At 65.1% G+C, this 12,936-nt stretch carries 5 protein-coding genes; 1 reads left to right on the top strand and 4 read right to left on the bottom strand.

The genetic code is table 11. The annotated features are described in order from the left end of the window. The first annotated feature begins 52 nt into the window (after nt 1-52). Nucleotides 53-1,792 (top strand): hypothetical protein, encoded by a 1,740-nt coding sequence (locus AC0MRV_RS16685; RefSeq protein ID WP_472765636.1) that lies wholly within the window; start codon nt 53-55, stop codon nt 1,790-1,792. Nucleotides 1,793-1,853: 61 nt separating this feature from the next. Here the strand turns inward: AC0MRV_RS16685 and AC0MRV_RS16680 are convergent, their stop codons facing one another. From AC0MRV_RS16680 to AC0MRV_RS16665, 4 genes are all read right to left on the bottom strand, one after another. After that, nucleotides 1,854-2,753: a response regulator gene (locus tag AC0MRV_RS16680; protein ID WP_472765635.1), complete on the bottom strand. Its 900-nt coding sequence runs from the start codon at nt 2,751-2,753 to the stop codon at nt 1,854-1,856. A 70-nt stretch (nt 2,754-2,823) separates the two neighbouring features. Further along, complete coding sequence (locus tag AC0MRV_RS16675) at nt 2,824-6,678, bottom strand: ATP-binding protein (protein WP_472765634.1); 3,855 nt, start codon at nt 6,676-6,678, stop codon at nt 2,824-2,826. A gap of 58 nt (nt 6,679-6,736) precedes the next feature. Next, on the bottom strand, nt 6,737-8,998 hold the full coding sequence (locus tag AC0MRV_RS16670; protein ID WP_472765633.1) for a spermidine synthase: 2,262 nt from the start codon (nt 8,996-8,998) through the stop codon (nt 6,737-6,739). A 62-nt stretch (nt 8,999-9,060) separates the two neighbouring features. Then, nucleotides 9,061-12,897, bottom strand: a complete 3,837-nt coding sequence (locus tag AC0MRV_RS16665) for a hybrid sensor histidine kinase/response regulator (protein ID WP_472765632.1) — start codon at nt 12,895-12,897, stop codon at nt 9,061-9,063. Between the last annotated feature and the right edge of the window lie 39 nt (nt 12,898-12,936).

The raw sequence follows: 12,936 nt of genomic DNA, 5'->3' as shown, positions 1-12,936 counted from the left end.
GACCGTGTTCCCGCGCTGGATCAGTTCCCTGTTCGCCTGCCTTGCGCTTTGTGTGACTGCATCGGCCCAACTGGCGGTCTCATCGGACGCCGCGCGGCGTCCGCCCGCGGAAGCGTGGGTGCGGGCGGCGGTCGCGCCGGAGGCCAACCACCGCTGGAGCGAAATCGCACAGGCGGCGGGTGATGCGGCGGTGCTCGCGGCGGAGGCCAATCGAACCGAGGCGATGGAGGGGTGGTTGTTGGTCGCCCGGTGGGCGCGTCTGCTCGGCACCGATCAACGGGAGTTGGTCAATCGCTGGATCAGCGCGCTCAATCGTGCCCAACTCGGACACGCCAACATGCCGCGGACCTACCATCCGCCCGCGGCGCCGTTGAGTGAACGATTGTCGCGCGAGTTTGTGACGCGCTTGCTGCTCGACCGAGAGCTCTCGCGCAGCCTGTTCGATCTGTTGTCGCCCTATGATGACCTACCCACGGCGTTGGACATTCTCCAGCGCCTGGAGGCGGCGAGCGGGGAGGACTTTCAAAGCTACGAGCAACTGGCTTTGGCCATTGCGCTGGTGTTCGATGTGCCCCCGCCGCCGAGCTGGCCGCATGGGCAGGTATCACCCGCACTGTTGCCACGCACCCGCCCGGATCCGGTCGAGGCGTTCGCCTTTTGGATCGAGGCGGACCGGCGTCGGCTCACCTTGCACCGCTTGACTCAGCTGGAGGCAGGCGAACTGAAGTTTGTGGTCGATGCGGCGGCTCCGTTCGCGGAGTTGGTTTGGGTGCAGCAGCAGTTGCGCACCGACTTCGCTGGATTGCCGAAAAGCTACGACGCGGTGCGCTACCTCACCGAGCGAGCCGATCACGGCATCTACCTTTGGCCGGGTTCGAGCTACACGCTGCCGGAAATCCTGAGCTCGGGCGGGATCTGTATCGACCAAGCCTACTTTGCGAGCGAGGTGGGCAAGGCAAAGGGCGTGCCGACGCTGCTCTTCCGCGGCGCAGGTTTGGACGGTCGGCACGCGTGGTTCGGCTACCTCGATGCGCGGCGGAAGTGGCAGTTTGATGTGGGACGCTACGCGGAGCAAAAGCTCGTCGCCGGCGTCGCCTTTGACCCGCAAACGTGGGATGACGTCAACGACCACGAGCTGGCTTTTCTGGCCGAAGATTTTCGGCGCTTGCCCGCGTATCGACAGTCGCGCGCGTGGCAGGCGCTGGCCCAGGAACACCTGCGGCGTGGCGACGCGGACGCCGCGGTCACGGCGGCGGTGCGGGCGACCAACCACGAACCGCGGAACGTCGTTGCCTGGGAGGTGCTGGCCGTGGCGGAGCGGACCGCGGCGGTGTCGCCGGTGAAGCGGGAGGCCACGCTACGCAAGGCGGCGCGCGCCTTGCAGCGTTATCCCGATCTTTATGTGCGATTCATGCGCGAGGTGCTGGCCGTCATGCGCGAGCGCGGCCAGGTCAGCGCGGCGGAGCATGAGGCGCTGATGTTGACCCGAAAATTTAGCGCCGCGCGCGATGATCTCACGGTGGCACAGGCGGCGGAGATGCTCGAACGTTCCATGGCGGAGGATCCGCCGCTGGTGCAGTTTCGTGTATTCGAAAGCGCCTTACGGCAGGCAGGGGCGCAAGCCGGCATGCGCGCGTTTGATCGATTGGTGGAGCCGTTCTTCCGGCACACCCTGGCCGGCGGGCGAGCGTCGGAGGCGCAGCGGGTGTTGGCGATCACCCGTGGGCTGTTCGCCATCGAGCCTGGTTCGCAGTTTGCCCGGGAGGTGGCGGAGTTGGAGGGAGCGTTGTGAAGTTCGGCCGTGAGGCCGCGCAGCGCCCGCAGGTGGGCGGCCTAGTGTCCCGAAACCATATCTAACCCGCGTTCACCGTGCCGCCGGGACGGAGGGTTTCCTGGGCGGTGACGGCGGCGGCGGCGCGGGTTTCGCAGCCGAGTTTGCGGAAGATGTTTTCCACGTGTTTGTGGATTGTGCGCACACCGGCGCCGAGGATGGTGGCGATGTCCGGGTTGCTCTTGCCCTGCGCAATCCACCAGAGCACCTCAGCTTCGCGGGCCGTGAGGCCGAGCTGGAGCAGAGCGGAGGGGTTGGGTGAGGGGGCCTTCTCCTCGAGGACAAAGAAGTGCAAGTCGTCGCGGCCGGGCTCGGTGAAGCGGCGGAGGTGCAGGCCGCTGTCAGGGCGCTGCAGGCTGACCGGAAGCTTGCCGACCACGTTGTAATCGGCGCAGTGCCGGTGGAGCAGCGACTCCGCGAGTCGGGTGGTGAAGACGACCTCGTTGGCCTTGTCGGTGATGACCACCGCACGATCGAGCGACTTGGCGAGTTGGTTTTCGGCGTCGATGCGCAGCGCGAGCTCGTCTTCCAAGTTGCGGCGGAGGGTGAGCAGCTCGAGGTGAGTTTGCACGCGGGCCAACACCTCTTGTTCAAAGAAGGGTTTCACGATGTAGTCGACGGCGCCGGCGTTGAAGGCGCGGACCTTTTGTTCGGGCTCATCGATGGCGGTCATGAAGAGCACGGGGATCGTGCGCCACTTCGGATGTTTCTTCAGCCGCTGGCAGGTTTCGAAGCCGTCGAGACCTGGCATCATCACATCGAGCAGAATCAGATCGGGCAATCCGTGTTCCAGTTGGGCGAGGGCACTTTGACCACTCTCGGCCACCAGCACTTCGTGGCCAGCGTCACCGAGAGCTTCGAGTAGGACGCCGATGTTGGCGGGGGTGTCATCGACGACAAGGACGCTGGCGGGGGAAGACATGGGAGTAGGAGTCGAGGTCGATTGATGCGAACGGTTGGCGTCAATTCCGTCAACAAGTGGATGAGGTCTTTTACCCAGACCGGTCCAACACCTGTCTGATCCGGTCCATCTGGTAGCTGGCAATCAAGGGGCGCAGTTCATCGGCCAGTTGCCGCAGCGCGGGGTCTTCCATGGGACTGTTTTCAAGCACTTTGCGCAGGTTGCGAATATCACCGCGCTGGGCTTTGGCCTTGAGGTCGGTGATGATGTCTGCGGTCGAGGCGGAGGTCGCAGCTGACGCGACCACGGCGGGCGTGACGGGCGCGGCGTGGGACCAGTCGAGTTTCAAGGCACGGCCGAGACGATCGAGCAGGTCCGACTCGCGGAACGGCTTGGGGAGAAAGTCGTCGCAGCCGGCGTCGAACGCGATTTGCGGATCAAAGGCGAGAACGGAGGCGGACATGAGGATGACCTTCGGCGTGGCGCCGTAGCGGGCGCGGATGCGTCGCGTCAGTTCGAGGCCGTCGATGCCCGGCATACGGAGGTCGAGGATGACGCCTTCGGCGGGCGCGGCGGCAAGACGGGCCAGGGCAGCCTCGCCGTCGTCGGCTTCCTCGATGGTGAAACCGAGCGGGCTGAGGAGTTCCCGAATGAGCGAGCGGTTGACCGCAACGTCGTCCACCACCAGCAGCCGCCGGCGCGGGCCGTTGTATCCAGTGATTGGCGACGCAGGTTCGCTGGCCTCCGGTTGGAGAACTTCGACTTCATCAAAACGGAGGCGGAAGTGGAAACTGCTGCCGGCGCCCGGCTGACTTTCGACGGTGATGGTGCCGCCCATCAACTCGACAAGGTGTTGACTGATCGAGAGACCGAGGCCGGTGCCAGGTTCGGGCGGGCGGGCGTCGCTCGCTTGCTGGAAGGGTTGGAACAGGCGGGCTTGGTCGGCTTTGCTCAAGCCCACGCCGGTGTCGCGCACGGTGATTTCGACTGTGCTGCTTTGTTCGGTGGGGGCGCTGGCTTGCAGCACGACCTCCCCCTGGGCGGTGAATTTTACCGCGTTGCTGAGCAGGTTTTCGACGACCTGGCGCAGTTTCTGGGCATCGCCGATGACGTGCACGGGCAGGTCGTCGGACATCTCCAGGCGGAAGGAGAGCTGTTTGCCGCGGGCGCGGGGCTCGAGGTTGGCGGCGATGTCGCGCAGGAGCGCGGGCAGGTTGAAGGGGGCGGGGCGGAGCTCGACCTTGCCGGCTTCGATTTTCGAGAAGTCGAGCACCTCGTTGATCATACGCAGCAGGTGTTCGCCGGAGTTGGCGACGACGGAGACGCGTTCGCGGTTTTGGCTGGAAAGCTGTTGGTCCTTCAGGAGCACGTGGGCGTAGCCGATGACGCCGTTGAGGGGCGTGCGGAGTTCGTGGCTCATGTTGGCGAGGAAGGAGGACTTGGCGCGGTTGGCCGATTCGGCTTCCTCCTTTGCAATCGCGAGCTCGGCGGTGCGGGCGTCGACCAGGGCTTCGAGGCGGTGGCGCTCCCGTTCATCGGCGGCGAGCCGCCAGCGCACGAAACCGGCGATGAGGCCGAATCCGGCGAGACCGTAGAAGATCAGTGCCGCGTTGCTGCGATACCACGGCGGGGTCACTTCAAACGTCAACCGGGCGACGTCGCTGGTGTGCCCGGCGGAGTCGGTAGCGCGCACCTCAAGGGTGAAGGGACCGCCTTCGAGATTGGTGTAGGTCACCTGAGGAATGTCAGACGGTGGCGACCAGCGATCGCTGAACCCGAGGAGTCGGGTTTGAAACTGCAGGTCGGCGCCGGCGTCGAACCGCGGGTTGGCGAACTCGAAGGTCAGCGGATCGCGGGCGAAGGGAATCGAGAGCGGCGAGGCGTTGGCTGCGAGGGCCAGCGAGGTGTCGGCCTGGCGCAGGGTGCGAACGACGGGTTGCCAGGGCGCGGGCGCGGCGGCGAGCTCATCGAGAACGAAGCGCACGTGGTTGTTGTAACCCCGAGCCCAGAGCACGGGGCGTTCGCCGCGGTCATCGGAGTAGACGACGGCCACGCCGGCGAAACCGATCTCGTCCAGGGCGTTGCCGGGAGCGGATTGCCATTGCGGGTTGCCGTCGGCGTCGGCGGTGAAACGACCAAAAGGGTAGAGGGCCGACATCGCGCTCTCGCCGAAGACCGAGGCCCAGGTGGCGCCGTCCGGCGTCACGATGGTCGGGGTCATGGCGTGGTCGTTGTTGCCTTGAATGGGGTAGCGGTCGTCGGGGACGAATACCTTGGATTCGGCGTCGAACTTCAGTCCGCCGGCGTCGGTGAAGAAGACGGTGCCCCAGGCCCCCTCCGTAACGGTGGTCCACGTGGTGGCGGCCGGGACTCCCTTTTCGCCCGGAGCGTAGTTTTCGATCGGATACCGCGTCCAGTCTGTCACCTGGTGTGCCGCCGGGATGCGCCAGAATCCGGTGCTGTAGGTGGCGATCCAAATGTCGCCGTGGGTTTCCTCGACGGCGGTGAAGGCGGTGCCAATGCCGATGCGCTTGGCGAGCACCGACCAGCCCGTGGCGGAGTCGTGAGAAAGGACCCAGAAGCCGTCGTTGGCGGCAACGATGTAGCGATCGGGAGTGAGGCGGGAGGGGAAGATGATTTTGGGATGGTTGTCCTCCATCGGCAGGACCACTTCGTGTTGGTCGTCGGGCAACAGGCGGTGCAAACCGCGGGAACTGGAGAAATACAATTGCCCGTCGACCTCGACGAAGGCGAAGGCGTTGCTGATGTCGGCGATGACCCGTTCGAAGCGCGCGGAGCGCCCGCGGGAAAAGTCCGGCGGCATGAGGCGGTAGAGACCATCGAAGGCTCCGGCGTAAACCTGATCCTGGAAGCGATACCAACCATCGATGGTGCCGGGCGTGGGACCGTTGCTGTTGTCGAACACGGTGACCGGGCTGCGGGTGTCGATCCGAACGACACCGGAGTTGAGCCCGGCCCAGAGCCCACCGCGATCGTCCAGGGTGAGGCCGAGGATGGCGTTGTCGGCCAAACCAGATTCGCGGTCGAGACGGCGGATGCGTTGGCCATCGGGCGAAGTGATGATCAAACCCTGTTGGCTGGTGGCGACGGCGAGGGTGCCGTCGCCGAGGTTGAGCATGTCGTTTACGCGGGTGGTCTTGACCAAATCATCGAGGGGGCCGGGCACGCGAACGAACGCCTGGTTGTCTGCATCTACCTCAAAGGCGCCGCGTTGGCCGACGACCCAGAGCAGCGTGTCACCGTCGCGGGTCGCGGCGACGGGGGCGCGGCCCGACATGATATCTGGATCACGGGCCACCAGCGTGGCCGTATCGCCGTCGATGCGGGACAGATCGGCGGGGCCGGATTGCCAGTAGAGTTCGTTGCCAACCTGAATGAGGTCGCGGCCTCCGCCCGGCGCAGTGGGTTCGTAGGTGTGCAGCTGGTCGCCGCGTTTGCGCACGAGGGCGTTGGGCGTGCTGATGTAGATCGCGTCACCGTGGCGCTTGACGTCACCGGTGCGGCCGACTTCGCGCAACGCCTCCGGTAGCTCCGGCAGAAAGGACTGATACGCCAAGGCACCGGTCGTGGGATCCGCTTGGTAGTAACCCACACGATCCAGCCCGGCGGCCCAGATCCGCCCCTCTGGTCCGAGCGCCAAACGGTAGGTGTAGGTGAGCGGCGCACGATGATGCTCCCAACGGATGCCGTCGTATTGCAGGATGCCCTGGACATTCGCGAGGTAGATGAAGCCGTCGGCGCCCTGCACGATGTCGAAGACCTGCGGATGACCGAGATAGTCGGTGGGGCGGAAATCACGGAAGGGGGGGCGTCCGGATTCCGAGTCGAGGAGGTTGGCGCGAAGCGGCGCTGCCAGGAGCAGGCCCACACTGGCCAGCCAGACGGCGGTGCGAAGCAGGGGTGAACTATCACGAGCGGTCAGCATGCAGCGGCGTTGATTCCCGTGATTACGATAGGGTGGCCGGTGAGCTGCAACGTCGCAATCAGCGCAACACCGAAAGCAGACTGGCGAACTCGTCGGTCCAAGTCTCGCCTTCCAATTCGGTCGGGGCGGCGATGCCGGTCCATGAGGTGATGGTGGGGGTGTCCAGCGCGTCGCGGGAAGGCGCGAGCACGATCCATTCGCTGGAAAAGTCCCACCAATTCTCGACTCCCGGGCGGTTGATGAGGTGAGCCAGATAGAGTCCAAAGTGGCGGGCATGCGCCTCGAGAATCGGCCGCAGGTTCACCAGGCGGTTGGAAATGTTGACCACCAGCACACCCTGTTCGGCGAGGCGCGGCAGGTAGGCGGCGAATGCTTCCCGCGTCAGCAGGTGGATGGGCACCGCGTCGCTGCTGAAGGCGTCGAGGACGAGGATGTCGTAAGGAGTAGCCGTTGGCGTTTGGCGGTTCTCCGCCGCCAGCCCGAGGCGGCCGTCGCCGCGCCGGATTTCGACCGTGGCCGCGGTGTCCGACAGGAAGGTGAAGCAGGCTTGCGCGAGTTCGATCATGTTGGGATCAATCTCGTAGAAAACGAAATGGTCGCCCGGCATGCCGTAGCTGGCGATCGTGCCGGTGCCGAGTCCGACCACGCCGATGCGGCGCCCGGAATGCTGGTTGGCGCGGGCCAGCACGCGGCCGATGCCGCTTTCGGCACTGTAGTAACTGGTCGGATACGCCCGGTAGTCGGGATGCGTGAGTTGAATGCCGTGGGTCGTGTTGCCGTGCGCCAGCAAACGGGTGTTCGCGCGGGGATCGGAGGCCGGGTGGTCCACGACGGTGATTTCGCCGAAGAATCCGCGGCGACTCGCCACGGTGCCGGGCGCCGATTGCAGGGCCGTGCCCACCACGAACCAGCTGATCAGCGCCGCCAGCAGCGCCAGGCTCCACGCGGTGCGGCGCTGCCAAGTCTGCACCAGACCGCGGGGCCAGCGGAAGTGAATCAGGAGAGCACCTGCCAGAACGATCGTGATCTGTGGGGCGGTTTGGCGGGCCAGTTCGATCCACGTGGAAACCAGTTTTCCCCATCCCGCGGTGGCGTCCGGTCGCAGCGCCGGAACCACCAGGAACGCGGCCAGCAGGCCGGAGGTCCACCAACGGGTGAGCACCAGCTCACGACCGCGAATGAGGTGAGCGATCAACATGATCAACAACGCGGACCAGAACAACGGCAGGTCGTTGTCGTGGTCGCACAGTCGCGGCAAGACCACTGCCGTGATCAAGGTGCCGAGCACGCCCCCCGCCGCCAAACTTAGGTAAAAGCCGGTGAGAAAACGAGGTTGGGGGCGCGTGCGGTAGAGCTCGCCGTGGCAGATCATGGTGGCCACCGCGAGGGCCAGCAGGTGAGTCGACAACAAGGTGCCCAGTTCCAAGCGCGACCCGAAGATGCGCAGGTCGAGACTGGCGGCCATGGCGATGGGCAGCAGGAGGACGAACAGACGACGGCGATACCAGCGCGGGTGTTCAAACGTCAGAATGAGGGAGACAAGGTAGACCACGAGAGGCGCGATCCACAGAAAGGGCACCGCCGCGACGTCGAGCGTCAGTGCGTTGGTGGTCGCGGCCAGTAGACCGGTGGCAAGGCCGGCCCAGATCATCCAGACCAGTCGCTGCGACCAGGTGGGAGCTGTGGCTGCCGCGGCATCGCCTGCCCCAGCAACCACGGTTGCCGAGGGTGCGGGCATGGACATCCGACGCACCACCCAGGTGCAAGTGCCGATCGCGAACGTGAACACGACATAAAGTCCGCTCCACATGATGGTCTGGCTGTGGCGAGTCAGGTTGGGTTCCACGAGGAGCGGATACGCGATCAACGCCAGCAATGACCCGGCGTTGGAAAGCGCGTAGAGTCGATAGGGAGTGCGCTGCGGCTGGGTATGGGCAAACCAGTGTTGCAGCAAAGGACCACTGCCGGCCAAGAGCGCGAAAGGCAGTCCGATGGTCACGGTCAACCAGCGGAACACCGCCAGCATGGGAGGCTCGTTGAGCGAGCTGGTTTGAGGGAGGTGCGGCGCGGCCGGCAACCAGATCATCGCCAAAGCGAGCAAGCCGAGATGCACGACGGTTTGGCGGCGTGGGGCGAGACGTTTCGCCAGCAGGTGGGCGTAACCATAACCCGCAAGGAGCGCGGTCTGAAAAAAGAGCAGGCAGGCGGTCCAAACGGCCGGAGCGCCGCCTTGCCACGGCAGCACGAATCGCCCCATCAGGGGCTGCACCAGGAACAGCAAAAAAGCGCCCAGAAAAACCGCGGCGAAGAAGAGAAGCATGGGGCGGGATGAGAGGTTTTCATCCAACGCCGCCGAGGCCGTTTCGCGAGCGCAAAGGGTGCTCAGCTTTTGTCGCTGACAGGGCTGATCGTGTTCAGCTTCGAGCGTAACAGGTCCATCTGGTAACCAGCAGCGGCTTGCTCGAGTTCGAATAAGCGGTCGGCAGGGAGTGCGCCGGCTTCGCGAATCGCAGCAAGGGCCTGTCGCACGCGCTTGATGTCGCCGCGCGCGGCAGCGGCCTGCAGCTCGCCGAGGTGGGGCGAGGGCTGCGAGGGATCGAAGGGCGGGTTCGAATCCGGTCGGGTCGAGGCGTAGTTCCAGTTCAACCGCAGCCCCCGACCGAGCCGTTGCAAGAGGTCGGCTTCCCGAAAGGGTTTGGGTAAAAAATCGTCACAACCGGCGTCGAAGGCGGTCTGCGGATCAAAGGAAAGCACGGACGCCGAGGTGAGAATGACACACGGTTGCGCAGCGACGTCAGCGCGGATGCGACGGGTCAGCTCCAGCCCGTCCATGTCGGGCATGCGCAAATCCAGCACCACCGCGTCGGCGGGACGGTTGGTCAGCTCGGCAAGGGCGGCGTTGGCGCCAGCGACGCAAGTGACCGTGAAACCCAGCGGCTGCAGCAGGTCGCGCAGCAGGTGGCGGTTGACCTCCACATCATCGACCACGAGCACGCGCCGACGCGGACCGCTGTAGCCCACGATGGCGGCGTCGGGTGCGGTGGCGTTCGCGGAGTCGGCGAGGGAGATTTCCTCCAACGGAATGTCGAAGGCGAAACGACTGCCTTGGCCCGGGGAGCTTTGCACCGTGATCTCGCCGCCCATGAGCTGCACCAGGCGACGACAGATGGATAGACCGAGGCCGGTGCCGGGCTCCGGGGGACGTCCATCGACCGCTTGATGGAACGGGGTGAAAAGCTGAGTCTGGTCTTCAGCGGACAGGCCGACGCCGGTGTCGATCACCGCAAAGCCGAGACGTGGTGTCGTGGAATCTTCGATACGGTGAATCTCCAAGGTGACACTGCCGGCGGCGGTGAACTTGATCGCGTTGGAGAGCAGGTTGTCGATGACCTGACGAAGTTTCTGGGCGTCGCCGAGGCACTGGCGGGGCAGGCCGGCGTCGTGGAGAATCCGGAAAGCGAGTTGCTTGGCGGCGGCGCGCGGTGCGATGGCGGCTTCGATATCGCGCAACAGGTCGGCCAGGTTGAAGGGCGCCGGGCGCAGTTCGGTTTTGCCGGCCTCGATCTTGGAGAAGTCCAAGACCTCGTTGATCATCTTGAGCAGATGTTCACCCGAAGACGCGACAATGCGGGCCTGCTCGCGGTTGGTATCGGGCAGATTGCGATCGCGCAGCATGATCTGGGCGTAGCCCAAGACGCCATTGAGGGGCGTGCGCAGCTCGTGGCTCATGTTGGCGAGGAAGGCGGACTTCGCGCGGTTGGCCGACTCGGCGTCGTCCTTGGCCACGGCCAACTCGGCCGTGCGGGCGGCAACGAGTTTTTCGAGGCGACGCCGCTCGCGGTCGAGGCGACCGACCCGCCAGCGCACCAGGAGCCAGACGATGATCAACCCAGCCAGGGTGTAGCCGAAGAACGCGGTGGTGGACGCATACCACGGTGGCGAAATATGAAAAACGATGCGGCTGGACGGGCCGACGGATTCGGCCAAGGAACGCGCGCGCACTTCGAAGGTGAACGGGCCGCCCCAGAGGTTGGTGAAGGTGGCTTCGGCTTCCGGTGCCCAGTCCGACCACGCGTCGTTGTAACCGAGGATGCGCCACTGGTATTCGACCGTGCGATCGTTGCCGGCAAGGGGCGCGGCAAAGCGCACGCGCAGGGTGCCACGGTTGAAGGGCACGGTGGGCGCATAGTTGGCGTCGGGCGTCAGCCGGTGGCGCTCGCCCGCGGCGGTGAGCGAGGCGACTTTGACCGGAGGGGCCGTCGGCTCGGCCGCAAGGTCGTTGAGCTCGATGCGCAGGAGGTTGGACTGACCGCTGGCCCATAGGATTTCGCGACCGTCGATACGCTCGTGGCCGAGGCCATAGACGCCACGCGGACCGGCCAGTTGGAGCAGGCGGCGGGGGAGCGGATGCCACTGCAACTGGCCGCGGTCATCCGTATCAAAAAAGCCGAGACGCAGGTCATCAAACTTCCCCGGAAAGGTCACCTGCGCCCACAGCCGACCGTCGTCGTCAAAGATGGCCGGGCTGATGCGAAAATCGCTGCGACCTTCCACGACGAAATCGGTTGCAAGCGCGAAGGCATCCTCGTCCGGCTGGTAGCGAAAGACGCCTTGATCGGTGAGGAACAGGGGGCCGGTCGGCGACGGGATGATCTCGCTGATGGTCTGGTTGGCCGGCAGCCCGTGATCGCGGAAGTAAACCGTCGCGGTGGCGTCGGTCCAGGGCCGGTCGGGGGCGGGGCGTTCCAGTCGATAGAAACCGCGACCCGGCGCGCCGACCCACATCACCCCATCTGCCCCAATGTGGATGTAGCGGGCTTCGTAGCCGCCGGGGCCGATCGCGCCGCCGTCTTGCCAGCGGCCGCCCTCGCGAACCAGTTGGCGGAGGCCCGTATGCAAACCGACGAACAGTCGATCCGGTGACTCAGGATCGACGCTGCACGTCACGACCGGTTCGTTGAGCCCGCCAATGGGTTGCAGGGTTTCACCGTCAAAGACGCGCAGGCCGTAGTCGGTGGAAATGAAGACCGCCTCGGGGGTGGTGGTGGCGGCCCAAAACATATTGGGCTCGGTGTCGAGACGCGCCCATCGCGCGTTCCGGCCCGCGCGGAGGTCGCCGGGTTCGAGCCGGTAGAGTCCCTCGACCGTGAAGGTATAAAGGCGATCGTGCAGGCGGAACGTATCGAAAAACTCACCACGAGTGCGGCCGTTCAGCCGATCAAACATGGTGATGGGGGATTCCAGTTCCATGCGGTAGACGCCTTTTGAACTGCCGAGCCAGATGCCGCCGTGTTCGTCTTCGCGCATGCCGTAGACTTGCGCGGGATCAAGTCCGGCGTCGGCGCCGACCACACGTTGAATTTCGCCGTCGGGTGAAAGCAGGATCACCGTCGCGCTGCGGGTGGTGAGAAACAGGTTGCCGCTGCGCAGGCTACGTCCGCCGAAAAGGCCTTCGCGGTTGAGCAGGTCCTCCGCCTGATGGTGCCAGATTTCCGTCTCGCCGGTGCGCGGATTCCAACTGCGGAATTGACCGTCATCGACGCCGACCAAGGGCAACGCGTCGGGTCGGTCGACGACCAGAAAGGTGGTGGTGTTCACCAACTCGGGCGGAGCCGGCACCGGCTCGAAGACATTGCCATTCAAGACGTAGATGCCTTGTCCCGGCACATGCTCAAAGAGGTCATCGCCAATCGGTATCAATAGGTGGCGTTCGGCATACGGGGTGTCGATGACCGCGAAGGACTCGTCCTGCCATTTGATCACGTGACCCGGCACGGAAAAGTAGATGGCGTCCTGATGCGGCACCATGATCCACGCCGGGCCCGGTGGTTGCAGGGCGGTGGGGAGCCGGTCGACCAGGGAGGCAAAGCGAAAGGAACCGTCGGGCAGGTTTTCCAGGCGGCCAAACTCATCGATGGCGCTCACGTAGATGGTGCCGTCGGGAGCGCGCAGAATGCCGCGCACGAAGGGCGTGTCGACCTTGGCCCGGTCCCAGCGCTCGCCGTCGAAACGCAGCACCTGGTCGCCGTTGACAAAATACATGAGGCCGTCGGCGCCCTGCACCCCGTTGAAAACCTGGTTATGCCCCTCGTAGTCGCGGGGCGAGTGGTTTTCGATGATGGGGCGACCCAGTTCGGTCGGGGCGGCGGGCAGGCTGGTGAGCAGGGCAAACAGACACCCACAGACCTTGAAACCGAATCGGAACGGCACCCGTTGCATGGGTTGTGTTTCGAAGCTGCGCGAAGCCTCGTCAACCGG

Source organism: Actomonas spartinae (assembly GCF_051209155.1).
Lineage (GTDB): Bacteria > Verrucomicrobiota > Verrucomicrobiia > Opitutales > Opitutaceae > Actomonas.
This window is presented reverse-complemented; position numbering and strand designations above follow the sequence as displayed.

Bases quoted from the DNA above. Each gene is read 5' to 3' on its own strand.
- AC0MRV_RS16675 (WP_472765634.1), bottom strand. From the start codon at position 6,678: ATGCTGACCGCTCGTGATAGTTCACCCCTGCTTCGCACCGCCGTCTGG.
- AC0MRV_RS16680 (WP_472765635.1), bottom strand. From the start codon at position 2,753: ATGTCTTCCCCCGCCAGCGTCCTTGTCGTCGATGACACCCCCGCCAAC.
- AC0MRV_RS16665 (WP_472765632.1), bottom strand. From the start codon at position 12,897: ATGCAACGGGTGCCGTTCCGATTCGGTTTCAAGGTCTGTGGGTGTCTG.
- AC0MRV_RS16670 (WP_472765633.1), bottom strand. From the start codon at position 8,998: ATGCTTCTCTTCTTCGCCGCGGTTTTTCTGGGCGCTTTTTTGCTGTTC.